Origin of the sequence: Faecalibacterium longum (assembly GCF_040094125.1) — a bacterium.
GTDB classification, from domain to species: domain Bacteria; phylum Bacillota; class Clostridia; order Oscillospirales; family Ruminococcaceae; genus Faecalibacterium; species Faecalibacterium longum.
This window is the reverse complement of record NZ_JBBNIH010000161.1, coordinates 1-24,040: the sequence shown is the minus strand read 5'-3', so window position 1 is coordinate 24,040 and position 24,040 is coordinate 1. Positions and strand designations below refer to the sequence as shown.

General features: G+C 60.4%; 20 protein-coding genes and 1 tRNA gene. 11 read left to right on the top strand and 10 right to left on the bottom strand.

The window, feature by feature from the left end:
• Positions 1-64: 64 nt before the first annotated feature.
• Both AAAU26_RS10585 and AAAU26_RS10580 read left to right on the top strand, forming a co-directional pair.
• Complete coding sequence (locus AAAU26_RS10585; RefSeq protein ID WP_227619234.1) at positions 65-1,024, top strand: D-alanyl-D-alanine carboxypeptidase family protein; 960 nt, start codon at positions 65-67, stop codon at positions 1,022-1,024.
• A gap of 27 nt (positions 1,025-1,051) precedes the next feature.
• Positions 1,052-2,341 carry a D-alanyl-D-alanine carboxypeptidase family protein gene (locus AAAU26_RS10580; protein WP_227619233.1) on the top strand — a complete coding sequence of 430 codons (1,290 nt, stop codon included), beginning with the start codon at positions 1,052-1,054 and terminating at the stop codon, positions 2,339-2,341.
• Between the two features lie 49 nt (positions 2,342-2,390).
• Here AAAU26_RS10580 and AAAU26_RS10575 read toward each other — a convergent pair whose 3' ends face one another.
• The 8 genes from AAAU26_RS10575 to AAAU26_RS10540 all read right to left on the bottom strand — a co-directional run bounded on the left by AAAU26_RS10575 (position 2,391) and on the right by AAAU26_RS10540 (position 8,944).
• Positions 2,391-3,350, bottom strand: a complete 960-nt coding sequence (locus AAAU26_RS10575; RefSeq protein WP_227619232.1) for a hypothetical protein — start codon at positions 3,348-3,350, stop codon at positions 2,391-2,393.
• A gap of 7 nt (positions 3,351-3,357) precedes the next feature.
• Positions 3,358-3,999, bottom strand: coding sequence for a rhomboid family intramembrane serine protease (locus AAAU26_RS10570; protein WP_217210707.1), 642 nt, complete (start codon positions 3,997-3,999; stop codon positions 3,358-3,360).
• A gap of 577 nt (positions 4,000-4,576) precedes the next feature.
• Complete coding sequence (locus AAAU26_RS10565; RefSeq protein WP_158403207.1) at positions 4,577-5,344, bottom strand: biotin--[acetyl-CoA-carboxylase] ligase; 768 nt, start codon at positions 5,342-5,344, stop codon at positions 4,577-4,579.
• On the bottom strand, positions 5,341-5,832 hold the full coding sequence (locus AAAU26_RS10560) for a YfcE family phosphodiesterase (protein ID WP_149794755.1): 492 nt from the start codon (positions 5,830-5,832) through the stop codon (positions 5,341-5,343). Before AAAU26_RS10560 ends, AAAU26_RS10565 begins: the two co-directional genes overlap by 4 nt.
• Positions 5,833-5,855: 23 nt before the next feature.
• On the bottom strand, positions 5,856-6,707 hold the full coding sequence (gene rsmI, locus AAAU26_RS10555; RefSeq protein WP_149794756.1) for a 16S rRNA (cytidine(1402)-2'-O)-methyltransferase: 852 nt from the start codon (positions 6,705-6,707) through the stop codon (positions 5,856-5,858).
• A gap of 20 nt (positions 6,708-6,727) precedes the next feature.
• Positions 6,728-7,408, bottom strand: a complete 681-nt coding sequence (locus AAAU26_RS10550) for a tRNA1(Val) (adenine(37)-N6)-methyltransferase (protein WP_227619231.1) — start codon at positions 7,406-7,408, stop codon at positions 6,728-6,730.
• Positions 7,409-7,541: 133 nt separating this feature from the next.
• Positions 7,542-7,712 (bottom strand): 4Fe-4S ferredoxin, encoded by a 171-nt coding sequence (fdxA, locus tag AAAU26_RS10545; protein ID WP_015565033.1) that lies wholly within the window; start codon positions 7,710-7,712, stop codon positions 7,542-7,544.
• A gap of 290 nt (positions 7,713-8,002) precedes the next feature.
• On the bottom strand, positions 8,003-8,944 hold the full coding sequence (locus AAAU26_RS10540) for a PSP1 domain-containing protein (RefSeq protein ID WP_227619230.1): 942 nt from the start codon (positions 8,942-8,944) through the stop codon (positions 8,003-8,005).
• Between the two features lie 354 nt (positions 8,945-9,298).
• Between AAAU26_RS10540 and AAAU26_RS10535 the strand changes: the two genes are divergently transcribed.
• The 6 genes from AAAU26_RS10535 to AAAU26_RS10510 all read left to right on the top strand — a co-directional run bounded on the left by AAAU26_RS10535 (position 9,299) and on the right by AAAU26_RS10510 (position 19,691).
• Entirely contained in the window at positions 9,299-13,225 is a 3,927-nt protein-coding gene (locus AAAU26_RS10535) for an efflux RND transporter permease subunit (RefSeq protein WP_227619229.1), read from the top strand.
• A 209-nt stretch (positions 13,226-13,434) separates the two neighbouring features.
• Complete coding sequence (locus AAAU26_RS10530; RefSeq protein WP_158403201.1) at positions 13,435-14,508, top strand: aldose epimerase family protein; 1,074 nt, start codon at positions 13,435-13,437, stop codon at positions 14,506-14,508.
• 270 nt (positions 14,509-14,778) lie between these two features.
• Positions 14,779-15,804 carry a UDP-glucose 4-epimerase GalE gene (gene galE, locus AAAU26_RS10525; RefSeq protein ID WP_227619228.1) on the top strand — a complete coding sequence of 342 codons (1,026 nt, stop codon included), beginning with the start codon at positions 14,779-14,781 and terminating at the stop codon, positions 15,802-15,804.
• Between the two features lie 208 nt (positions 15,805-16,012).
• Positions 16,013-18,352: a ferrous iron transport protein B gene (feoB, locus tag AAAU26_RS10520; RefSeq protein ID WP_227619227.1), complete on the top strand. Its 2,340-nt coding sequence runs from the start codon at positions 16,013-16,015 to the stop codon at positions 18,350-18,352.
• A 128-nt stretch (positions 18,353-18,480) separates the two neighbouring features.
• Entirely contained in the window at positions 18,481-18,918 is a 438-nt protein-coding gene (locus AAAU26_RS10515; RefSeq protein ID WP_227619226.1) for a MarR family winged helix-turn-helix transcriptional regulator, read from the top strand.
• Positions 18,915-19,691, top strand: a complete 777-nt coding sequence (locus AAAU26_RS10510) for a sulfite exporter TauE/SafE family protein (protein WP_227619225.1) — start codon at positions 18,915-18,917, stop codon at positions 19,689-19,691. The genes AAAU26_RS10515 and AAAU26_RS10510 overlap by 4 nt, the downstream gene beginning before the upstream one ends.
• A 63-nt stretch (positions 19,692-19,754) precedes the next feature.
• On the opposite strand, the gene AAAU26_RS10505 is transcribed toward AAAU26_RS10510, so the two are convergent.
• Positions 19,755-20,579: a DUF4097 family beta strand repeat-containing protein gene (locus tag AAAU26_RS10505; protein ID WP_227619224.1), complete on the bottom strand. Its 825-nt coding sequence runs from the start codon at positions 20,577-20,579 to the stop codon at positions 19,755-19,757.
• Between the two features lie 198 nt (positions 20,580-20,777).
• Positions 20,778-22,073 carry a trigger factor gene (gene tig, locus AAAU26_RS10500; protein WP_227619223.1) on the bottom strand — a complete coding sequence of 432 codons (1,296 nt, stop codon included), beginning with the start codon at positions 22,071-22,073 and terminating at the stop codon, positions 20,778-20,780.
• A gap of 166 nt (positions 22,074-22,239) precedes the next feature.
• Here tig and sdaAB point away from each other — a divergent pair, with 166 nt between their 5' ends.
• The 3 genes from sdaAB to AAAU26_RS10485 all read left to right on the top strand — a co-directional run bounded on the left by sdaAB (position 22,240) and on the right by AAAU26_RS10485 (position 24,008).
• Positions 22,240-22,923: an L-serine ammonia-lyase, iron-sulfur-dependent subunit beta gene (gene sdaAB, locus AAAU26_RS10495; protein ID WP_149794767.1), complete on the top strand. Its 684-nt coding sequence runs from the start codon at positions 22,240-22,242 to the stop codon at positions 22,921-22,923.
• A 3-nt stretch (positions 22,924-22,926) separates the two neighbouring features.
• A complete protein-coding gene (gene sdaAA, locus AAAU26_RS10490; RefSeq protein ID WP_227619222.1) occupies positions 22,927-23,802 on the top strand; it encodes an L-serine ammonia-lyase, iron-sulfur-dependent, subunit alpha in 876 nt (291 codons plus the stop codon).
• 129 nt (positions 23,803-23,931) lie between these two features.
• Positions 23,932-24,008 (top strand) — tRNA-Arg (locus tag AAAU26_RS10485).
• The last annotated feature ends 32 nt before the right edge of the window (positions 24,009-24,040 follow it).

Below are 24,040 nucleotides of genomic sequence, written 5' to 3'. Positions count from 1 at the left end.
TCTTTATTATAGCTCTTATTGTCGGAGCAAGGAAGCCCCCAGGCTTCCGAAGGAGTATCAATTTATGCAGTTTCATCCCTTTGCGCAGCGGTTTCTGGCTCTGGCCCTGACCGCTGCATTCATGACTACAGCGGCACTGTCCGGTTTCGCCGTCTACGCGATGCCTATTCAGGCCGCCTACCCGCAGGAATCCATCTATCTCTTCGATGCCGACACTGGCGAAGCTCTCGTGGAGCAGAACCCCGACCTTCCCCGCTGCGTTGCCAGCCTGACCAAGATGATAACGGCCCTTCTCGTGCTGGAAAGCGGCACCGACCTCAATGCCAGTATCACCATCCCGGCCAGCCTCACGCCGGAACTTCAGTCCATCCGGGCCAACCGGGGCCACACCATCGGCCTGCAGGCCGGCGAGACGGTGCGCCGCATCGATATGATGTACGCCATGCTCTTGCCCAGTGCCAACGACGCAGCCAGCGTGCTGGCCGTCGATACCTCCGGCAGTCTGGCCGCCTTCGCGGCCCAGATGAACGTCCGGGCCAGTCAGCTGGGCTGTACGGCCACCCATTTCACCTGCCCCCACGGCCTCTACGACGGCGGCAACTACTCCACGGCCCGTGATATGGCGAAGATCGCGCTGGCCTGCTATGCGGACCCGACCTACCGCCAGATAGCGGACACAATGTCCTATAAACTGCCCGCCACCAACGTGCATCCGGCCCGGACGGTCACGACCACCAACAAGCTTTTGCAGCCCGGCAGCGGCTATTACCGCAGCTATGCCCACGGCATGAAGACCGGCTTCACCACCCAGGCCGGGCGGTGCTTCGTTACCTTTGCCCAGCAGGACGGCCATACTTATGGGCTGGTCATTCTGGGTTCGAACTCCCAGAATATCTTCCGGGAGGCGGCAGAGCTGTTCGACTGGGCCTTTACCAGCCCCGAACTGCACCCCGCCCCGGCAGAGCCCGAGGTTGAACCCGAGAAGCACGGGCTGAGTGCATTCTGGCACAAAGTGTTTGGCTGATGTTTGAATGTTAAGGAGGACAAGCCTATGAATCGACCCACCTTCCTGCGCCGGAGCACGGCGCTGCTGCTCACGCTGGTGCTGATGATCTGCGCCGCCCTGCCCGGGTTTGCCGCTTATCAGATGCCCATCCAGACGGCCAGCGACGCCGAGTCGGTCTATCTCTTCAATCTGGATACCGGCAAGCCCATCCTCAGGCAGAACTCTGACCAGCAGCGCTACATCGCCAGCCTCACCAAGATGATGACGGCTCTGCTCTTCCTCGAGAGCGGCAAAGACATGAACGCTGAGATCACCATCCCCACCAGCCTGACCCAGGAGTTCAAGGACATCCAGAACGCCAACGGCTCCACCATGAACCTCCGCATCGGCGAGACGGTGCGCCGCATCGACCTGCTCTACGGTCTGCTGGTGGCCAGCGCCAACGACGCGGCCAGCGTCATCGCCAGCGACGTCTCGGGCGGCGACCTGACGGCCTTTGTGGCCCAGATGAACGCCCGCGCCAAGGAGCTGGGCTGCATGGACACCACCTTCACCTGCGTCCACGGCCTGTACGACTACGGCAACGTCTCCACGGCAGAGGACCTTGCAAAAATTGCCGCTGCCTGCTACGCTAACGAGACCTATATGCAGGCCGCGAACACCCTCACCTATACGTTGCCCGCCACGAACCTGCACCAGAACGAGCGGAGCATCAAGTCCACCAACCTCATGCTGGACCCGGAGTATGCCTATCACCGCGACTATGTCCGGGGCATGAAGACCGGCTTTACTACCCTCGCAGGCCGGTGCTTCGTCACCTTTGCCCAGCAGGACGGCCACACCTACGGCCTCGTGGTGTTGGGTAGTGATATGAACAACATCTACCGCGAGTGTGCGGAGATTCTGGACTGGGCTTTCTCGAGCTTTTCTGACCGTCAGCTCGTGGACACGGAGACGGTGCTCACCACCGTCCCGCTGACCAAGTGCCGCACGGAGGAAGCCGTGGAGCTCTACGCCGCCAGCGGCCTCAGCGGCTACGGCCACGCCGACGATGAAGTGACCTTCGAGTTCTCGGTGCCGGAGAGCACTTCGGCCACCGTCAAGGAGGGTGCTGTGCTTGGTACGGCCACCGTCTACCTCGACGGCTACGAGATGGGAACGGTGGACCTTGTGACCCACAAAGAATATGTGTCGGACTTTCGCACCGACGCCAAAACGACTCTTCTTCTCATGGCCGCGCTCATCGGCATCCTCATCGTGCTGGGCTTCCTGACGATGGTGGCCGGCGGCGGTTCGCTGAACCTGCGGCGGCGGAGTCGGTCCCGCAAAAGATAATAGAATCAAATAGCAATAGTAAAAGCTCCCCGGAAGGGGAGCTTTTGCTTTATCCAAGCTTCGCTGCAAGAACGGAAAGAGTGATTTTGGGGTTTACCTGCGCGGCGAGCCGCTGAATGGCCGCATCGGCCAGCGAGAGGGCGCGGCGGGCGGCGTCAGCCGTCAGAGGGGTGCTGGTACATCCCCGGAGTCCGGCGGCGGCCACGGCCCGGAAATCGCCCAGCAGGGCCGCTGCTGCGGCCTTGTCCTTCTCGTACCCGGCCAGTAGGACGGCGGCGGCATAGCTGTCGTGAGCCGCCGCGGCCTTGGCCAGCGTCAGGGCCTTTTCCACCTGTTCCCGGCGGGCGTCGTCCCGGGCGGCGGCAAGCACTGTGCCGATGTGGCCGTCGAACAGCTCACTGTAGAGCCGGGCCTGCTTTTTGTCCACGCCCTGCCCGATGCACCACTGGGCGCATTCCTCGGGGCTGACCGGGGCCACGGCGAAGCTGACGCAGCGGCTGCGGATGGTGGGCAGCACACCGGCCAGCGAGTCTGCCGTCAGCAGGAAGAGCACGCCTTCCGGCGGCTCCTCCATCACCTTCAGCAAGGCGTTGGCGGATTCCTCGTTCATCCGCTCCACATGGTAGAGCAGGACGGCGCGGCCCTCGGCGGAGAGGCTGGTATTGAAAATTTCGGTGCGCATGGCCTTGACCTGACTGACGAGATACCGCCCGCCCGAGCCCATGCCGGTGACGGAGATGGCCTCCCGTACCACGCCGGTCTCGATGCGGCCGCTGTCGCGGTCACCGGCTTTGCCCACGGCACGGCAGCATTCGCCCCGCAGAAGGGCCTCAGCAGGTGCGCCGCCTGCCGGGTAAAGATAGTCTGCCGCCACGCACCGGGCCGCGTAGCCCGCGCCCAGGCCCGTCTCGCCCACCAATAACACGCTGTGGGTCAGGCGGCTGCTGCCCAGCATCAGGCGGACGCTGTCTTTCAGGGCCGCATTGCCCGCAAGGCGGTCTATCATCATGAGCGGCTCACCTCCGGTTCTTCCGCTTCCACTGCTCCCGACGTATCCACGCCCGGACGCTGCGCAGTGCCTGCGGCCCGAAGAAGAGCGCAAATCCCAGCATACTCAGCAGATAGCTCACCTTATACAGCCACCCGGCAGTCAGGAAGCTGAACAGCCACATGGCAGCGGCGAAGAGACCGAAATACTTCACCCTTACCGGGATGACGAAGAACAGCAGCACCTGCACCTCGGGGTAGAGCATGGCGAAAGCCAGCAGCAACGACAGCGACAGGCAGTAGGTGTCGGCAGGGATGCCGGTGACGAGACAGCCCAGCGCGGTGCCGATCATCCCCAGCAGGAAGTAGAGGTTGAAGCGGAAATCGCCCCACTCCTTTTCCAGCGCCGTGCCGATGAACCATGTGAAGTAGATGCCGAGGATGACGCTCAGCGGCCCGCCCCCCGAAAACGGGATAAAGACGAAGGTGATGAGCCGCCACACCTGCCCCATCAGCAGCAGGCTCCGGCTCAGGCCGAGATAGACTGAGATGAATTGGTTGACGAACAGTTCGATGGCGTAGACTAAAATCTGTCCACCTACGATGATAGAGATGAGGTTGGGGATGCAAAAGCGGCCGTATTTCCGCTCAAGGCGGGAGATCCAGTTCATAGGCAGACGCCTCCGTGAAAAGAAATTTTTGCGGCCCATGTCCGGGGCCATTTTCTGTCTTTCATTGTATCATGTTTGCCCGGCTCATTCAAGAAAATCCGTGGGAAGTGCGGGGCTCCATTTTGGGGCGGTTATCGGAAGAGTATCCCATCTGGAATGATTTTTTAACTTTTTCCACTGGGTTTTCCACCGATTTTGTGAAAAAGAAGTAGGGCTTCCCACAGTGTTTTCCACTTTTTCCACCGAGTTTTCCACAGAAAATTGAGTTTTGGGTTATACACGATGTATTCCAAAACGGGAAAAGAGGGAAAATCTGGAGAGAAAAGGGGTCGAAGAGCCTTTTTTTGAAAAGAAAGTCGAGGCCAAAAATTTATTTTCTGCGGCGTTTCGCGCTTGGGGCAAAAGCGCCTCTCCCCTCTGGAATTTTTGGCGCAGGAGTTTTCCACAAACGCTGCCCGGCAAAAACCATGTGTGGAAAACCGTGGGAAAACCCGAGTTTTCCACAAACTTTGCAGGGAGGAAAGAAAAGCGCCCCCGGGGCCGGACGGCCCGCAGAGGCGCTGGAATGCTGGAAAATTTATACGGCCCCGTAGATGCCGTGGACGGAGACTTCGCCGGTGAAGACCTTCTCCTCGCCGCTGTCGGTGCGGACGATGAGCTGGCCGTCGGCGTCCACGTCGATGGCTGTGCCGCTGCCTGTGCCGCCGCCCGGCAAATCGAAGGTGACGTGGCGGCCCAGGTTGACGCAGGCCGCCTTGTACTCGTCCCGGAAGGGAGCGAAGCCCTCCCGCGCGAAGGTGTAGAGCGGACGGTCAAAGCCGAAGTCCGTCAGCGCCTCGGCCAGCCACTGGGGGTCGGCGGCAAGGTCCACTTTCGCGCCCTGCAATTCGAGGGAGGTGCCGTTGGGCAGGTTTGCGGCGTCGAAATAGCTCTGGGGCTGTGCCAGATTGATGCCGATACCGCAGACGATGCCCCGGCCCTGCATCTGGTAGCCGTAGCTGACGCTCTCGCAGAGGATGCCCACGATCTTTTTGCCGTTCAGCAGCAGGTCATTGGGCCATTTTATCTGGCAGTCCACGCCGTAGCGCTGGGCCAGCTGATCGCGGACGGCAAGGCTTGCCAGCAGCGGCAGGGTGGCAGGCTGGGCCAGAGGCTCCCGGATGACCGCCGTATAATAGAGGGCGCGGCCCTCGGCGTTCACCCAGCTGCGGCCAAGACGGCCCCGGCCTGCGGTCTGATTGGTGGTGTATACCGCGCCCACCGGGCCGAACTCTTCAAAATGCTCTTTTGCGTAAGCGTTGGTGCTGCCGCACTCGGACAGCCAGCGCACCTCGTTGATGCTCATGCTTTGGGTACCTCTTTGTGCTCGTGGCTGACCACCTTGCCGTCGGCAAGGGTCAGGATGCCGTAGGTGTTGGGGCCGGTGTAGCACCGGCCGCAGGAGCCGGGGTTGAACAGGAACACCCCGCCCCGCTCTTCTGCCACCGGGATGTGGGTGTGACCGAAGAGGGCGACGTTCGCGCCCCGGGCTGCGGCTGCGTCAGCCAGCGTGTCGAGGTCGTATTTCACCCCGTACATATGGCCGTGGGTGTAGAAGACGACCACCCCGTCAAAGGCGGCAAGCCCGTCCAGCGGCTCCAGCGCACCGAAATCGCAGTTTCCGGCTACAGCATAGGCCCGCAGAGAGGGGTAAAAGGTGAGCGCCTGCTCGAGGTCGCGCAGGCCGTCGCCCAGAAAGATGAGCGCGTCGATGCTGTCCGCCTCGGCGGCCAGAATGTTTTCGATGGCCAGACGGCTGTTGTGGCTGTCGCTCAAAATCAGAAGTTTCGTCACGGGAAAAGGATCCTCCTCAAATTTTATTCCGGGTCGCGCTGCTGGATGGTCAGCAGGGCCTTATATACTTCGCTCTTGGAGTAGGGCGTCCCCTGGGCTGCGGCCTTGGCGGCGGCAGTGGGGCCGAAGCCCTGTCCGGTCAGCTCGAGGGCGCGCTGTGCGGCCTGTTCGAGGGTCATTTCTGCTTCCGGCTCTGTGGAAGCTGGCGCACCGGCCATGACCAGAACATACTCGCCTCTCGGCTCGTTGGCGGCGTAGTGGGCCTGTGCCTCCCCGAGGGTGGTCTTCCAAATCTCTTCGTGGAGCTTGGTCAGCTCACGGCAGAGGGTGATGCTCCGCTCCGGGCCGAAGGCGTTCACGAGGTCGTCCAGCGTCGTGCGCAGCTTGTGGGGTGCTTCGTAGAAGATGACGGTCCGCTTTTCACCCAGAAGCTCAGCAAGACGCTCTTTTTTCTGCTTCCGGTTCACAGGCAGGAAGCCCTCGAACACCCAGCGGGAGGTGTCCTGGCCCGAGACGGCCAGCGCTGTCACGCAGGCGGACGCCGCCGGGACAGGCACGACTTTGATGCCCCGGGCCAGCGCGTCCCGCACGATGACCTCGCCCGGGTCAGAGACGCAGGGCATTCCGGCGTCAGAGCAGAGGGCGCAGTTCTCGCCCGCCTCAATGCGGCGCAGGATACCCTCGCCCTTCTGCAATGCGTGCTCGTAGTAGCTGACCATCGGCTTTTTCAGGCCCAGATAGTTCAGCAGCCGCATGGTCACGCGGGTGTCCTCGGCGGCCACGAAGTCCGCCGCGCCGAAGGTGGCGGCCACGCGGGGCGGCATGTCGTCCAGATTGCCGATGGGGGTTGCCACGATATAAAGAATACCGGCCATGATTGACCTCCCTGATGTTGTTATTTTACTTCTCCGTACATCGCCGCCCCGGCGGTGATGAGCACATCCGGTTCGATGCGCAGGCCGGTGCGGCGGTTTTTCTGGGCTTCCACAAGAAAAAGCCACGGCGCGGCGTCAGACTTATTCTTCACAAAGGCCAGACGCTTCGGCTCGAGGCGGTGCGCCCGCAGCACAGCCAGCACCTCGGCCAGACGCTCGGGCCGATGGCAGAGGGAAAGCTTTCCGCCGTCCTTCAGCAGGCGGAAACCACAGGCGCAGACATCCTCGAGGGTGCAGTCCGTCTCGTGGCGGGCCGTGGCACGGCCCGCGTCGGTGCTCTGCGGCCCGGCGGTAAAGTAGGGCGGGTTGCAGGCGCAGACATCGAACTGGCCCTCCCCTTCCCGGAAGGTGCGCAGGTCGGTGAGATAAGGGGTGATGTGCTCGATGCCCTGCGCGGTCACAGCCTCCTGTAAGAGCGCACTGGCCTCGGGCTGCAATTCCACGGCGGCGCAGAGGCCGCGATGGCCCCGGTCGTGCCACTCAAGGCTCACGATGCCGCAGCCGGAGCACAGGTCTGCCGCCTTCTGGCTGCGCCGCGGCTCGCAGAAGCGGGCCAGCAAAAGCGCGTCCGAGCCGAACCGGTGGACGGCGGAGCAGTATACTTCTGTTTTATTATACAAAATCTCGGTAGAATGTTCCATACGCCCAGCCGAAATCCTCCGACAAAATATTGTGTCCCGAAAGATGAAAAAATTATGCAAGAAAGAAAAGCAGCAGACCCGCCTGGCAGGTCTGCTGCTTTTGATGCGTTATTCGCGCGCTATCTGCTAAAAATTATTCAGCGGTGATAGCACCGGTGGGGCAAGCACCCTCGCAAGCGCCGCAATCGATGCAAGCGTCTGCGTTCACAACTGCAACGCCGCCCTCAACAGCGACTGCACCAACGGGGCAAGCGCCCTCGCAAGCGCCGCAGCCAACACATGCGTCAGAAACCTTGTGTGCCATAATAGAACTCTCCTTTATCTCCCCGTGCTCAGTATTTATGAAGAAATCTGCCCCTGCACGGCTCTGGCAGACCCCTCGGAAATCGTATCCTTGACTGCATTCTAACAAAGCCGTTTCAAAAAGGCAAGACTAACCGTACCCGCCCAAAAGCAATTTTTCGTTTTTTGGTGGGTTGCACAAAAGCACAGGCTAACTTTTGGAGAAATTTGAAGAGGTTTTTTGGCGAAAATCACGAAGCAAAGTTAGTTTTAACAGACTAACCGCTCAGAGACCCCGCTATTTCCAGCCTCTTATTTTTTATCTTTTCTGCCGCAGCCGGGGCAGGACGAGGTGCCGTTGGCGTTGGCCGAAGCCACCACCGGGGCAGGGTCGCGCACGCCGGAATAATCGTCGTCCGGGTCGGGGCGGCGGGGTGCGCGCTTGCCGCCGGAGATATACTCGCAGACGCTCACCTTATAGTACCGGGGCGCGAAGGCCTCGGTGCCGCAGCGCACCCGCAGATAGCCGGAGATGGGGTTGACCTCGAGCACAGTGCCGAGGCCGTCTGGTGTGCGGACGGTGCTGCCCACCATGGGCATGATGCTGTTCAGGTACTCGTAGGCGCTCTCCTCGTAGGCCAGGCAGCACATCAGGCGGCCGCAGGCACCACTGATCTTGGTCGGGTTGAGGGAAAGACCCTGCTCTTTTGCCATCTTGATGGAGACGGGCTGAAAGTCTTTCAGGAAGCGGCTGCAGCAGAAGGGCTGGCCGCAGATGCCCAGACCGCCTATCATCTTGCTCTCGTCGCGCACGCCGATCTGGCGCAGCTCGATGCGGGTGTGGAAGATGCCGGCCAGATCCTTGACCAGCTCACGGAAGTCCACACGGCCATCGGCGGTGAAATAGAACATGATCTTGGAGCGGTCGAGGGTGTATTCGGCCTCCACCAGCTTCATTTCCAGCCCGTGGCGGGCGATGCACTCCTGGCAGGTGTGGTAGGCGCGCTTTTCGTCCTCACGATTCTGGCGCATCCGGCGCACATCCACGCTGTCGGCCATCCGGGTGATGGGCTTGAGGGCCTTGGGGACAGCGGAGTCGGCGATCTCCTTCACGCCCTGCACCACTTCGCCGCACTCCACGCCCCGGGCTGTCTCGACGATAACATAGTCGCCGGTCTTGATGGGGGTGTCTGCGGGGTCAAAATAATAGGTCTTGCCGTTGTCCTTGAAACGGACGGATATAACTTTCTTCATAGCATTCCTCTTTGAGGTCGTATCGAACGTATATAAGCCCGGAACATGGGCCTTATGCAGTCTGGATAGGCGCTGTGCCTGAAATTGCGATAAAATTCCATTCTGCATTCTAGTATAGCATAATCCGGCCCGTATTTCCACGAAATATGGCAAGAAAGTAGCCGGGATCTTCCCATTGACTTCCTAAACTAAGGCGATTTAAGGAAAGTTTTGTTAAAGATTTACTTCAGGACTATTGCAAGGGGGATTCCCTTGTGTATAATAGGAATGATAAGAAGCGTTCAGAGGGTACTGCTGTGGCTGCGGCGTACCTCTTGCCGCGCGGCGGCATAAAAAAGAAATGGATAGGAAATCATGGAAAAATTCAGTGTCAAAAAGCCGTTCACCATCCTTGTTGCGGTCATCATGGTCCTGCTGCTGGGCTTCGTGTCCATCACGAACCTGCAGACGAACCTTCTGCCCGACATCAGCACGCCATACCTCATGGTGGTCACTGTCTACCCCGGTGCCAGCCCGGAGCGTGTGGAATCAGAAGTCTCCGATGTGATGGAGAACGCGCTGGGTACAGTGTCCGGCGTCGAGAGCATCACGGCGACCTCGGCAGAAAACTACAGCCTTCTGCTCATGAAATTCGCCGAAGGCACCGACATGAACAGCGCGATGGTCAAGACCTCCAATAAGGTGGACCAGACTGCGTCCAGTCTGCCCAGCACCTGTCTGACCCCCTCCATCATCGAGTACAGCCTGAACATGAACGCCTTTATGACGGTGGCTGTCAGCCGGGAGGGCAGCGATGTCTACGATCTGTCGGATTTTGTGGATAACACCCTCGTGCCTTATGTGGGCCGCACCAGCGGCGTTTCCAGTGTGTCGGCCAACGGCCTCATCGAAAAGATGGTGCAGGTGCAGCTGAATCAGGATAAGATAGACGAAGTGAACGCCCGCCTGTTGGAACTCATCGACACCCAGCTGGCCGACGCCCGCGCCCAGCTCGACGCCGCGGAGGCGCAAATCGCCGAGGGCCGCGCCGAGTATGAAAAACAGCTGAAAAACTTCGGCAACACCGTCTCCGATACGGTCATGGCAGAGATGGGTACGGAGGTGGCCGACGCCGTCACCGTCGTGCGCGACCAGGCGCAGGCTTTGCTGAACAGCGTCAACCAGCTCATCGGCGTGGTCAATGAACCGGAGATCCAGCAGGCCCTCATCGACGTCCGCGACGGCCTGCAGCGTGTCGTGGACCAGTTCAACCAGACCGGTATGCGGGACATCGACTCCCTCATCGAGATCGTCGGCGAGCTGCGCGACATCACCGATAGGCTCACCGCCGCTCTGCAAGAGCTGCAGGGCCGTCTGGGTACCAGCGACGGCACCGTCTCCGACCTTGCCGACGAGCTGGAAGTCTCCAACAGCCTGAGCACCATTTATAAGACTCTGGACGAGGTCATCAAAGCCATGGACAATGTCCCCGGCCTGATGAACCAGTTCTCCGTCGCTCTGGGCAGCTATTCCAGCCAGCAGCTCAGCGCCTATATGCGTTTTACCGAGGCCCGCGAGATGCTCAAGGACTATGAGAACCAGCTGGAAGACGCCAAGCAGCTCTACGAGGAGAGCAAGGAAAAGGCCCTTGCCAGCGCCGATGTGGCCAAGCAGCTGGACATCAAGACCCTCGCCCAGCTCATCTACGCTCAGAACTTCTCGATGCCTGCCGGCTACGTCGCCGATAAGAGCGGCGAGTCCTGGCTGCTGAAGGTCGGCGAAGAGTACGACAGCGTTTCGGACATCGAGGGCGCACTTCTGCTCCACGTCGATGGCTTCGGCGATGTCCGCCTCTCCGATGTGGCCGACGTGGCCGTCATCGACAACGCCGAGGCCAGCTACACCCGCCTGAACGGGGAGCGGGCCGTGGTGCTGAAAATTTTCCGCAACGCCAATTCCAGCGCCAGCAGCGTCTCGGACGGCTGCCTGAATGCCTTCAAGGAGCTGCAGGCTCAGTATTCTGACCTTCACGTCGTCGTCCTGTCCAATCAGGGCAACTACATCACCATCATCGTCAACAGCATCATCAGCAGTATGCTGGTGGGCGCTGCGCTGGCCATCATCGTGCTGGCCATCTTCCTGAAGGACATCAAGCCCACCCTCGTGGTCGGCGTCAGCATCCCGCTGTCCGTCCTGTTCGCCGTCGTTCTGATGTACTTCACCGGCCTCGACATGAACATCATGACGCTGGCGGGCCTGTCGCTGGGTGTCGGTATGCTGGTGGATAACTCGGTCGTCGTCATCGAGAACATCTACCGTCTGCGGGGCCGGGGCGTACCGGCGGCCCGCGCCGCCGTGCAGGGCGCTCGTCAGGTGGGAATGTCGGTCGTGGCATCCACCCTTACTTCGGTCTGCGTCTTCCTGCCGGTGGTGTTCGCCTCCGGTACGGTGCGCAGCCTGCTGCAGCCCATGTCCATGTGCATCGGCTACTGCCTGATGGCCTCTCTCATCGTAGCCATCACCGTCGTGCCTGCCGCTGCTTCCACTGTCCTGAAAAAGGCTGAGCCGAAGCGTCTGGTCTGGTTCGAAAAGATTCAGGATAAGTATGCCCACAGCCTCGAGTGGTGCCTGCGGCACCGCGCTCTGCCGCTGCTGGCCGCTGTCGTGCTGCTGGCCTTCTGCGGCTGGAAGGTCTTCTCCATGGGCGTCGTCCTTCTGCCCGAAATTTCCAGCAATGAGGCCACCATCGCCCTCTCCACCGACGACGGCCTGACCAAAGAGGAATCCTACGGTGTGGCCGGACAGGTCGTCGAGGCCGTCATGGCCGTGGACGGCGTGGAAGAGGTGGGCGTCACCACCGATACCACTGTGGCCGGCATCGACATCGGCCAGCTGGGCCTGCCCAGCGCTATTACCGACCTGCTGAGCGCCGCCAACAGCTACGGCAGCTACCAGTTCAACGTCATGCTGGACGAGTCACTGTCCTCTACCCGGATCGCCGCCGTGGAGCAGGCCCTGAATGATGCCGTTTCCGGCGTCGGGAACTGCACCGGCACCGTCGAGATCAGCGGTATGCAGGATCTGACCAGCCAGCTGAGCAGCGGCCTCTCTGTCAAGATCTACGGCCCCGACGCCGATACCATTACTGCACTGGGCGATAAGGTCGTCCAGATGGTCAACGACACCGAGGGCTTCGCCAATGCCGCCACCGGCCTCGGTCAGGGCGATGCGACCATCAATCTGGACATCGACCGCGACAAGGTCCGCGCCTATGGCCTGACGGTTGCGCAGGTCTACCAGCAGATCGCCGCCAAGCTCACCACCACCACGACGGCGGAGACGCCCGTCACGGTAGACGGCTCCACCATGAAAGTCCAGATCAGCGATAATCTTGACCCTATGACCAAGGAAAACATGATGGACATGACCTTCACCACCAGTGTCATGGACGCCACCGGCACTACCACCACCGGCACCTGCACGCTGGGCGATATTGCTTCCTGGACGACGGGTACTGCCCCCGACTCCATCACCAGCGAGAACCAGACCCGCTACATCACGGTGACGGCAGACACGCTGGACGGCTACAACACCACGGTCCAGTCCCGCGTGCTGCAGAAGACGCTGGACGCCTTCGCCCTCACCGATGAGATGCCCGAGGGCTGCTCCTTCTCGCTGGGCGGCGAGTCCTCCACCGTCAACCTGATGGTCGATGAGATGGTGCAGTGGATGGCTTTGGCCCTGCCCTTCGTCTATCTGGTCATGGTGGCTCAGTTCCAGAGCCTGCTGTCCCCCTTCATCGTCCTGTTCACGGTGCCGCTGGCCTTCACTGGCGGCCTGCTGGGTATGCTGGTCACCGGCCAGCAGCTGACCATGATCTCCCTGATGGGCTTCATCGTCCTGATGGGTACCGTCGTCAACAACGGCATTGTCTTCGTGGACTACGCCAACCAGCTGCGTCTGGGCGGTCTGGAGCGCCGTGCGGCCCTTGTCGCCACCGGCAAGACCCGTATGCGTCCTATCCTCATGACCACCCTGACCACCGTTCTGGCCATGCTGCAGATGGTGTTCAGCAACGATATGGCGAGCCAGCTCATGAGCGGCATGGCCATCGTCATCATCTGCGGCCTGAGCTATGCCACCCTGATGACCCTGTACATCGTCCCCATCCTCTACGACATCCTCTTCAAGAAGCCGCCGCTGGTGGTCGATGTAGGTGACGACGGAATGGACGACATCCCCGATGATGCCGCCGAGTATATCGCGCAGTCGAACGCCGCCGAGGCTCAGCCGGAAGCATAATTTTATACAGATTCAAAAGGGAGCTGTTGCATTTTGCAGCAGCTCCCTTTTCTGTTTCGCAATATATCCAAAAAATCTCTCGAAATTTTGGAAGATAAATCTAAAAGCATTCTCACACAAGTCTGGAAAACTGTGCTATAATCATAATTATGGACGAGGCCGGGGCTGCGCTGCCCTGACCGAAAATAATGAAGAAGGAGGCGAGCCTTATGGCACAGTTCCGCTCCAAGCCCTTTGGTGTGACCAAAAACGGCGATAAGGTGGATGAATACATCATCTCCAATCCCGGTGGACTTGAGATCAGCGTGCTGAACTATGGCTGTGTGATCAAAAATCTCTTCGTCCCTACAAAAACGGGTCCGGTGGATGTGGTCGTCGGACACGACACCCTCGCCGACTATGAGGCGGATTTCAACTCATCCGGCAGCACCTGCTGCGGTGCGTTCGTGGGCCGGTACGCCAACCGCATTGAAAATGCGGAATTTTCTCTCAGCGGGAAGACCTACAAGCTGGAAGCCAACAATGGCAAAAATCACCTGCACGGCACCTTCCCCCGCAAAATTTACGATGTGAAGATGTTCGGCGACACCCTTTTGATGGAGACCGAAAGCCCGGCGGGCGAAGACGGTTTCCCCGGAAATCTGAAGGTCAGTGTGCGGTATATCCTCACGCCAGACAACACCCTGCGGATGGACTACCGTGTGTCCACTGACGAGGACACCATCATCAACCTGACCAACCACACCTACTTCAACCTCGACGGCGGCGGCAATGTGCTGGGCCAGAAGCTCCGCATTTACGCTTCCAACTACCTCGAGGGCAACAACGAGACCTGCCCCACGGGTAAGATCCTGCCTGTGGACGGTACGCCGATGGACTTCCGCACCGGAAAGCCTCTGGGACGCGACCTCGACACCGGCTTCTACCAGACCACCATGGCGGGCGGCGGCTTCGACCACTGCTATGTCCTCGACCGGCCCCGGGGTGCCAGCCAGAGCCTCTGCGCCTGGGCGTCCAGCGACAAGACCGGCATCAGCATGAAGATGTACACCACCCAGCCGGGCATCCAGCTCTACACCGGCAACTTCCTGCAGGACTGCCCCTCCCCCGGCAAGGGCGGCGTCCCGCTGGAAAAGTACGGCGGCTTTGCCCTTGAGACCCAGCACTTCCCCTGCAGCCCCTCTCACCCGGAGTTCCCGACGACGGTGCTGCGGGCAGGCAAAGTCTTCCGAGCCAACACTACGCTCCGCTTCTTCACCGGCCGTCAGTGCGGCCGATTATAAAAGAGAATCCGTTTTCTAAGCAAATATCAGCCGCAGCAAAGGGCAGCTCTCTTGTGGGAGCTGCCCTTTGCTGTTTTTTGCGTGTCCTCTCCATGCCTTGCAGACTAAAAATCTTTGCAGTTCATCAGACTGGATGAAAAGATGCAACAAAAATACATTTTAATAAAAAAGCCGGTACTTGATTCTCTGTGCAAAAAGCGGTATCCTTTAGGCAGACAGAGCACAAGGGCTCTGTGCGAAGCAACATTTGGAACAAGAGAGGTACTGGACATGGCTATTTTGGTTTCCGGCGGCGCAGGCTACATCGGCAGCCACACCTGCATCGAGCTTCTGAATGCCGGCTACGACGTCGTCGTGGCGGACAATTACTATAATGCATCCCCTGTGGTCCTCGACCGCGTCAAGCAGATCACCGGCAAGGACTTCCGCTTCTATCAGGCCGATATGACCAAACACGAGGATGTGGAGAAGATCTTCGCCGAGTGTCCCGACATCACGGCGGTCATCCAGTTCGCAGCCTATAAGGCCGTTGGCGAGAGCGTGTCCAAGCCCATCGAATACTACTACAATAACCTCAACTGCACGCTGGTCATCCTGGATGTGATGCGCAAGCACAACTGCCACAACTTCGTGTTCAGCTCTTCCGCCACCGTCTACGGCGACCCCGCCAGTGTGCCGATCACCGAGGACTTCCCCGTGGGTGCAACCACCAACCCCTACGGCACCACCAAGGCCATGACCGAGCGCATCCTCACCGATGTCTGCAAGGCTGACCCCACCCTGAACGTGGCTCTGCTGCGCTACTTCAACCCCATCGGCGCCCACAAGTCCGGCCTCATCGGCGAGGACCCCAACGGCATCCCCAACAACCTCATGCCCTACATCGCCAAGGTGGCTGTGGGCAAGCTGGAAAAGGTCCATGTCTTCGGCAATGACTACCCCACTCCCGACGGCACCGGCGTCCGCGACTACATCCATGTCGTGGACCTGGCCCGCGGCCATGTCTGCGCCATCAAGAAGCTGGAAACGAACTGCGGCCTCTTCATCTGCAACCTCGGCACCGGCAAGGGTTACAGCGTGCTGGATGTCATCCACGCCTTCGAGAAGGCCTGCGGCAAGCCCATCCCCTACGTCATCGAGGCCCGCCGCCCCGGCGACATCGCCGAGTGCTATGCTGACCCCACCAAGGCCAGGAATGAGCTTGGCTGGGTGGCTGAGTACGGCATCGAGGAAATGTGCGCCGACAGCTGGAACTGGCAGAAGAAGAACCCTGACGGCTACCACAGCGCGAACTGAATAAAAAACGATAAGAGCCTGTACGGCGGGTACTTCCCGGGTACAGGCTCTTATTTTTTGCACTTTTTCTGATATTCGAGGAAGGCGGCATGATTTTTTTCAGAGAACAGTTCAGAACAGCCCCGTTTCTCTTGACAACGCCGGAAAGTTAGCCTATATTACTGTTGTTAATGCAAACTAACAAACGCGCTCGAGAGGAACATTCCATATGACGTTGAAAGATTTGAACATCGGCGAGACCGCCGTGGTCGGGACCGTGGGCGGCGAAGGCGCTCTGCGGCAGCATTTTCTGGATATGGGGCTGATCCCCGGTGAGGAGGTCACGCTGGTCAAATTTGCCCCGATGGGCGACCCGATGGAGCTGAGCATCCACGGCTACGAGCTGACCCTCCGGCTGGACGATGCCGCCCGCATCGGGGTCACTCTGGCCAAAGCCCCGGCGGTGAAAAAGGCGGCGGCAGAAAGTGACAAGCCGGTGGAGCACCCGGGCCTCGGCGAAGGCGGACGCTACCACACCAAAAAGGGCGAGAACCCTCTGCCCGACGGCACGACCCTTACCTTTGCGCTGGCGGGCAACCAGAACTGCGGCAAGACGACCCTCTTCAACCAGCTCACCGGCTCCAACCAGCACGTCGGCAATTTCCCGGGTGTGACGGTGGACCGCAAGAGCGGTGCGATCCGGAATAACCCGAATACGGAGGTCACAGACCTGCCCGGCATCTACTCCATGTCGCCCTATACCAGCGAGGAGATCGTGACCCGGCAGTTCATCATCGGCGAGAAGCCCACGGGCATCATCAATATCGTGGACGCCACCAACATCGAGAGGAATCTGTACCTCACTATGCAGCTCATGGAGCTGGATACGCCGATGGTGCTGGCGCTGAACATGATGGACGAGATGCGCGGCAACGGTGGCACTGTCCGCATCAATAAGATGGAGGCCATGCTGGGCATCCCGGTCGTGCCGATCTCTGCGGCAAAGAATGAGGGTGTGGACGAGCTGGTGGATCATGCGCTCCATGTCGCAAAGTATCAGGAGCGGCCGGGCCGGATGGATTTCTGCAGCGAGGAGGATCACGGCGGCGCAGTCCACCGCTGCATCCACGGCATCATCCACCTGATCGAGGATCATGCCGAGGCCGCAGGCATCCCGGTGCGCTTTGCGGCCACAAAGCTCGTGGAGGGCGACCAGCGCATCGAGGCGGCCCTGAAGCTCGACCAGAACGAAAAAGAGATGATCGAGCACATCATCGTCCAGATGGAGCAGGAGCGGGGTCTGGACCGCGCCGCCGCCATCGCGGATATGCGGTTCCACTTCATCCACCAGCTGGTGGAGCAGACCGTCGTGAAGCCCCGCCAGAGCAAGGAGCAGCTCCGCTCGGCCCAGATCGACCGGTTCCTCACGGGCCGCTATACCGCCATCCCGGCCTTTGTGGGCATCATGGCGCTAGTGTTCTACCTCACCTTCGGCGTCATCGGTCTGGCGCTCCAGAACCTGCTGGAAGTGGGCATTGATGCCCTGACCGCCGCGGTGGACTCCACCCTCACGGCGTGGAACGTCAACGCAGCCGTCCACTCGCTGGTCATCGATGGCATCTTCACCGGTGTGGGCAGTGTGTTGAGCTTCCTGCCCATCATCGTGACCCTGTTCTTCTTCCTCTCTCTGCTGGAGGATACCGGATACATGGCCCGCGTGGCATTCGTGATGGATAAGCTTCTCCGCCGCATCGGCCTCTCGGGGCGCAGCATCGTGCCAATGCTCATCGGCTTCGGCTGCACCGTCCCCGGCGTCATGGCCAGCCGCACCCTGCCCTCGGAGCGCGACCGCAAAATGACCATCCTGCTCACCCCCTTTATGAGCTGCTCGGCCAAGCTGCCCATCTACAGCCTGTTTGCGGCGGCCTTCTTCCCGGAGCACGCGGCTCTGGTGATGGTCAGCCTCTATTTCCTCGGCATTGCGGTGGGCATTCTGATGGCCATCCTGCTGAAGAGCAGTGTCTTTAAGGGCGAGGCCGTCCCCTTTGTGATGGAGCTGCCCAACTACCGCCTGCCCGGCCTCAAGAATGTGGTCCAGCTGCTCTGGGAAAAGGCCCGCGATTTCCTCCAGCGCGCCTTTACGGTCATCTTTGTGGCGACCATCATCATCTGGTTCCTGCAGAGCTTCGACCTGCGGCTCAGCCTCACCGCTGACCCGCAGCAGAGCATCCTTGCATGGCTGGCCAGCGGTATCGCGCCGCTGTTTGCGCCACTGGGCTTTGCCGACTGGCGGGTGTCTACGGCCCTGATCACCGGCTTTATGGCCAAGGAGAGCGTCGTTTCGACCCTCACCATCCTCTATGGCTCCTCTGCGGCCTTTGCCGCCGCGCTGTCCCCGGCGGCGGCTGCACCCCTGCTGGTGTTCTGCCTGCTCTATACGCCCTGCATCGCGGCGGTGGCCTCGGTCAAGCGGGAACTGGGCGGCAAGTGGGCGTTTATCATGGTGGCAAATCAGTGCATCGTAGCATGGCTGGCGGCCTTCGGCACGCGGCTCATCATGATGCTGTAAAGAAAACGGAAACAGGGAGCGGCCTGCAAGATGCGGGCCGCTCCTTTTCTCTTGACAATCGCTGCGTTTTTGTGCTATTATTACTTCAAATTTGAATGATACAATTTTGAATCACAAGGAGGCGCCCCATGAATACCCCGGGCATCGAATTTGGGCGGAAGACCTCGGCGGCTTACGCCGCCCTCTGCAAGCCCCTGTGCCAGAAGCTCCATCTGCCCCAGACGGCTTTTGACATCCTGATGTTCCTCGCCAACAACCCCGGCTACCAGACTGCCAGCGACGTGGTAGAGGTGCGCAAACTGAAAGCAAACCTCGTCTCGGTGAACGTAGACCGTCTGGTGCAGGAGGGCTACCTCGTCCGCGAGGCTGACCCCGGCGACCGCCGCCGCACCCTGCTGCGCTGCACCGAAAAAGCCTGCCCCATCATTGAGCAGGGCCGGGCCTTGCAGGAGGAATTTGGTGCGCGTTTGCTGGAACACACCAATGAAGCACAGCGAAAGGCGTTCTTCGAGACGATGGACATCATAAATAAGAATCTGGACGCCATTCTGGAAGGAGAAACATGAACATTTTATTTACGATCTTAGTCACCTTTTTCGCCGGCATGGGCGCGGGCCTCGGCACCGGCTTTGCGGGCATGAGCGCGGCGGCTGTCATCAGCCCCATGCTCATCACCTTTCTGCATATGGACCCCTATATGGCCGTGGGCATCGCCCTCTCGTCGGATGTGCTGGCCAGCGCCGTATCGGCCTACACCTACCATAAAAACAAGAACCTCGACATCAAAAACGGCCTCATCATGATGGTGAGCGTGCTGGTGTTCACGGTGGTGGGCAGCTGGGTGGCCAGCCTGCTCCCCTCGGCCACGATGGGCAGTTTCTCGGTGTTCATGACCTTCCTGCTGGGCATCAAGTTCATTGTCCGGCCCGTCATGACCACCAAAGAGGCCATGCAGGGCGTCAGCGCAAAGAAGCGGGCCATCCAGTCCATCGTCTGCGGCATCCTCATCGGCTTCATCTGCGGCTTTATCGGCGCAGGCGGCGGCATGATGATGCTCCTCATCCTCACCAGCGTCCTCGGCTACGAGCTGAAAACGGCTGTGGGTACCAGCGTGTTCATCATGACCTTCACGGCCCTGACCGGAGCTGTCAGTCACTTTGCCATCGGCGGCGCACCGGACTGGCACGTCTGGGTGCTCTGCGTCGTCTTCACCCTGCTGTGGGCGCGCATCGCGGCGGTCTTTGCCAATAAGGCCGACGCCAAGACCCTCAACCGCGCCACCGGCATCATCCTCGTCATCCTCGGCGTGGTGGTCATGGGCTTCAACTGGCTCAGCTGACCGTATCCGGACAAAAAGAAATGCCTGTGCGGCAGATGCTGCACAGGCATTTTTAATGTTCTTTTAACGGACGAACTCGACCTCAACGTCGCCGTTCTTGGTGGCGAGGTTCAGCTTGTTGGGGGCATCTGCATTCTGCTGCAGGGTGTCCTTGCCGAAGAAGACGAAGTTCTTGTCGCTGGCGTCGGAGACGCGGATCTTGCCGCCGCCTGCGGCCAGATCAAAGCCGTAAGAGCTGCCGCTGCCGATCACAGAGCCGGTGATGCTGCCGTTCTGCACCTTGGCGTTGCAGACGTTGGCAGAGATGTTTTCCAGCTTGAGGGTGCCGCTGTTCTGGATGGTGGCAGCCACATTCTGGGAGGTGACGCCGCTCATGGTGATCTTGCCGTTGCGGGTGGTGCCGCTCAGGGTGGAACCGTTGAAGTTCGATACCTCGATGCGGCCATTGTCAGTGGTGAGGCTGGCGGTCTGTGCCGAAACGCCGTCCAGCGTGATGCTGTCGTTGGTGGTGCTGACGGTGATGTTTGCCAGCGTCTGGCGGGGTACCTGCAGCGTCAGGGTGCAGCTGCGGGTGTCCTCACTCTGGATGATGAGGGAAGCGTTGGGCTCCCGGGTCTTGGTCACGGTGAGGGTGCTGCCCGCCACCGTGAAGTCGTAGAGCTTGGAGCTTTCAAAGGCGTAGCTCGAGGTGTAGGTGTAATCGGCGCGGATGTGGTCGATGTCGGCGGCCTGCAGAATGACCGCAGCGCTGTTGTCCTGCACCACGATGGCGTTGATGCCGGCCGGTGCGTCATAGCTGGCGCTGTAAGTGGCCACAGGTGCTGCCGCGCCGCAGAAGAGCGCAGCCGCCGTGACAGCCGTCAGAAGAGCGAGAAGAAACTTTTTCATAAGGAAAACCTCCTGTCGCAATAAAATAGATGAGCGGAATGTCCCGCAGAAGATTTTACTTTATCCGTCCGGGCCGCAGCTGCGGCCGGATAGAATTTCTCACCTTAAAAATACCGCAGCAGAGAAAAAAAGTCAAGAGAGAAAAAATGAACAATAAAAAACGCCTGCACAGTGGTGCAGGCGCAAAAGCAGGATAAATTATTTTTCTTCGATGGTGGAGTGCTCGATGACATAGTCGGCAGCGCGGCGGATGCCCTCGTTGCGGCGCATGGCCTCCACGTTGGACGCAGCCTTGACTTCCTCGAGGGTCTTCTTGGTGCGCTCAGCGCGCTCGGACAGGGTCTTGTCGATGTCCTCCTCAGTGGGAACGAGGTCCTCGTTCTGAGCAATCTGCAGCAGGGCCATCCGGGCGCGGGTGTTCTTCTCCGCAGCAGTGCGGACAGCGGCAGTGAAGCTCTCGCGGGTCTGATGGATCTGGCTCAGGTAGCGGTCGAGGCTCAGGCGCTGCATCTGCAGCTGCTGCTGGATCTGCTCCATCTCCTGCTGATAGGCGCTCTCGACGAGAACGCTGGGCAGCTCGCCCTCAGCGGCTGCGGCCAGCTGGGTGAGGATGGCGTCCTTGGCGCGGTTGAGCGCGGCGGCGTGTTTATTGTCGTGGAGCTGCTGACGGATCTGGGCGCGGAACTCGTCCATGGTGTCCACATTGGCAGCCTTCTTGGCAAAATCGCTGTTCAGAGCGGGCAGCTGGCGGACACAGACGTCGTGCAGCTTGATTTTGAAGACCACGGGCTTGCCGGCCAGGTCCTTGACGTGGTAGCGTGCCGGGAAGGTGACGAAGATGTCGAACTCCTCGCCGCCCTTGTGGCCGAGGATGCCTTCCTCGAAGCCGGGGATCATCCGGCCGCTGCCCAGCTGCAGGGTCTGGTTCTGGGCGGTGCCGCCGTTGAAAGGCTTGCCTTCCAGCAGGCCCTCGTAGTCGATGTGGACGATGTTGCCCTTGACGGCCGGACCCTTGTGAGGCACCAGCTCAGCGGCCATGGCGCGGCGGCGCTCCAGCACAGCGTCGATCTCCTTGTCGGTGACTTCCGGGGTGACGCACTCGGTCTTGAAGCCGGTGGTCTGGGTCAGATTCAGCTCAGGCTGCAGGGCGGTGGTGGCAGTGGCCACAAAGCCCTCGTCCTTCTTCACGCTGACCAGGTCGTAGACCGGCTCGTCCACAGCGTGGAAGCCGTGTTCTGCCATCGCTGCGTCGTATAGGGCCGGGACATCCTTGTCCATCAAATCGTTGATGGCGTCGTACCAGAAGGTGTGCTCGCCGCGGTCGGCCTCGATCTGGGCGCGGTCAGCCTCGCCCTTGGCAAAGCCCTTGATGGTGTACGTTGCGCGGGTGCGCTCGTACACGGCGTTGGACGCAGCTTCCAGCTCCTCAGCCGAAGCGCTGAAAGTCATTTTGCAGACACTCTTTTCGGGAGTTTCCACGCTTACCAGTTTCATAGGTTCTACCCTCCGTGCTGCCCCCTGAAAGGGCAAGATTCAAAACATTATGAAGTTATTATAGCACAATAAGCTCAAAAGCGGTATAATAAAAAGAAAGAAAATCTGTTCTTTTGTCAGCGAATGGAGTCCCGGGCGCTGCAAAACGGAAGGAAGTGTACACCTCATGCGTTTGTTCGACGTTCTCGGGCCGGTGATGATCGGCCCCTCCTCCAGCCATACGGCGGGTGCAGCCCGCATTGGATATACGGCTCAGAAGCTGCTGGGCGATGTCCCCGCCGAGGCGGACATTGGACTCTACGGCAGCTTTGCCACCACAGGCCGGGGCCACGGCACCGACCGTGCGCTGGTGGCGGGCCTGCTGGGCCTCCGCCCAGACGACCCCCGCCTGCCCGACAGCTTCGCGCTGGCCGAGGAGGCCGGCATGAAGTTCACCATCCATCCGGTGGAGCTCCGTGCCGCCCACCCGAATACGGCGGTGCTTACCTTAAAGAGTAAGGCGGGCCGGACCCTCGTCCTGAAGGCGGCCTCTGTGGGCGGCGGACGCATCCGCGTGACTGAGATCGACGGTGTGCCTGCCGACTTTGGCGGGGACAGCAACACCCTTATCATCCATAACGAGGACACCCCCGGCTGCATCGCCGAGGTCACTATGTCGCTGGCCCAGCGCCGCATCAATATCGCGTCCATGCAGGTGTTCCGCGCCGCGACGGGCGGCTACGCCGTTATGGTGCTGGAATGCGACTCCCACATCCCCCACGTGCTGGAACAGCAGATGGCCGTGATGCCGGGCATCCGCAAAGTCACCTGCCTGAACATCGACGAGCCGGAAGAATGCGAGGAGGGCTGAGAAGTGTCGTTTTTATCCTGTGAAGAGATGCTGGCCGCTGCCCGCAGCCAGAATATTTCCCTTTCGGAGGCCATCCTCCGCAGTGATTTAGCCGAGAGCCGCCTCACCGAGGCCCACAGCCGGGAGATGATGCACCACCTCTGGCAGGTGATGCAGGCCACCAGCCGGGACTATGACCCGGCCCAGCGCAGCCGAAGCGGCCTTTCGGGCGGCGATGCAGCCAGGGTGGAGCAGGCCCATCAAGAAGGAAAGAGCCTTGGCGGCGATTACCTCGCCGCAGTGACTGCCGAAGCTCTCAAGACCGCCGAGTGCAACGCCTGCATGAAGCGCATCGTCGCTGCCCCCACGGCGGGCAGCTGCGGCGTCCTGCCCGCTGTTCTGCTGCCGCTGGCCCGCAGCGGCGAGGCCGACGAAGAGTCCATTTGCGACGCCCTCTATGTCGCCGCCGGGTTCGGTCAGGTCATCGCGGCCCGCGCCACTCTCGCGGGCGCGGAGGGCGGCTGTCAGGCCGAGGTGGGCGCTGCCAGCGCGATGGCAGCCGCCGCTCTCTGCCACCTCAAGGGCGGCGCGCCTGAGCAGTGCGCCGCTGCCGCCGCAATGGCTCTGGGCAACCTGCTGGGCCTCGTCTGCGACCCCGTGGCCGGCCTCGTGGAAGTTCCCTGCGTCAAGCGGAATGTCGTTGGCGCAGTGAATGCCGTCTCCTGTGCGAATATGGCCCTTGCCGGGGTGGACTACGCCATCCCCTGTGATGAGGTCATCGACGCCATGGGCCGCGTGGGCAGCCTGCTCTCCCCCGACCTCCGCGAGACCGGTCAGGGCGGTCTTGCCGCCACGCCCACCGGCGTCCGCATTGCGCAGGCTCTGGCAGAGCAGGGCTGATGCATAGAAAATAAAAGAAAAGTGGATGAAAAGACGTTCTTTTTCAGGAATCTCAAAAATATTTCTGAAAAAGTGTTGACAAAACCCCGGTTCGGTGATAAAATACATCATGTTCCGAACGGAACGTATGCGTTGGTAGCTCAGCTGGATAGAGTGACTGACTACGAATCAGTAGGCCGGGGGTTCGAGTCCCTTCCATCGCACCAGAAAATGCCGTGAAATCGAAAGATTTCATGGC

Bases quoted from the DNA above. Each gene is read 5' to 3' on its own strand.
- AAAU26_RS10580 (WP_227619233.1), top strand. From the start codon at position 1,052: ATGAATCGACCCACCTTCCTGCGCCGGAGCACGGCGCTGCTGCTCACG.
- feoB (WP_227619227.1), top strand. From the start codon at position 16,013: ATGACGTTGAAAGATTTGAACATCGGCGAGACCGCCGTGGTCGGGACC.
- AAAU26_RS10570 (WP_217210707.1), bottom strand. From the start codon at position 3,999: ATGAACTGGATCTCCCGCCTTGAGCGGAAATACGGCCGCTTTTGCATC.
- AAAU26_RS10585 (WP_227619234.1), top strand. From the start codon at position 65: ATGCAGTTTCATCCCTTTGCGCAGCGGTTTCTGGCTCTGGCCCTGACC.
- galE (WP_227619228.1), top strand. From the start codon at position 14,779: ATGGCTATTTTGGTTTCCGGCGGCGCAGGCTACATCGGCAGCCACACC.
- AAAU26_RS10515 (WP_227619226.1), top strand. From the start codon at position 18,481: ATGAATACCCCGGGCATCGAATTTGGGCGGAAGACCTCGGCGGCTTAC.
- AAAU26_RS10565 (WP_158403207.1), bottom strand. From the start codon at position 5,344: ATGAGCATCAACGAGGTGCGCTGGCTGTCCGAGTGCGGCAGCACCAAC.
- AAAU26_RS10575 (WP_227619232.1), bottom strand. From the start codon at position 3,350: ATGATGATAGACCGCCTTGCGGGCAATGCGGCCCTGAAAGACAGCGTC.
- AAAU26_RS10510 (WP_227619225.1), top strand. From the start codon at position 18,915: ATGAACATTTTATTTACGATCTTAGTCACCTTTTTCGCCGGCATGGGC.
- AAAU26_RS10550 (WP_227619231.1), bottom strand. From the start codon at position 7,408: ATGGAACATTCTACCGAGATTTTGTATAATAAAACAGAAGTATACTGC.
- AAAU26_RS10535 (WP_227619229.1), top strand. From the start codon at position 9,299: ATGGAAAAATTCAGTGTCAAAAAGCCGTTCACCATCCTTGTTGCGGTC.
- rsmI (WP_149794756.1), bottom strand. From the start codon at position 6,707: ATGGCCGGTATTCTTTATATCGTGGCAACCCCCATCGGCAATCTGGAC.
- tig (WP_227619223.1), bottom strand. From the start codon at position 22,073: ATGAAACTGGTAAGCGTGGAAACTCCCGAAAAGAGTGTCTGCAAAATG.
- AAAU26_RS10530 (WP_158403201.1), top strand. From the start codon at position 13,435: ATGGCACAGTTCCGCTCCAAGCCCTTTGGTGTGACCAAAAACGGCGAT.
- fdxA (WP_015565033.1), bottom strand. From the start codon at position 7,712: ATGGCACACAAGGTTTCTGACGCATGTGTTGGCTGCGGCGCTTGCGAG.
- AAAU26_RS10505 (WP_227619224.1), bottom strand. From the start codon at position 20,579: ATGAAAAAGTTTCTTCTCGCTCTTCTGACGGCTGTCACGGCGGCTGCG.
- sdaAB (WP_149794767.1), top strand. From the start codon at position 22,240: ATGCGTTTGTTCGACGTTCTCGGGCCGGTGATGATCGGCCCCTCCTCC.
- AAAU26_RS10540 (WP_227619230.1), bottom strand. From the start codon at position 8,944: ATGAAGAAAGTTATATCCGTCCGTTTCAAGGACAACGGCAAGACCTAT.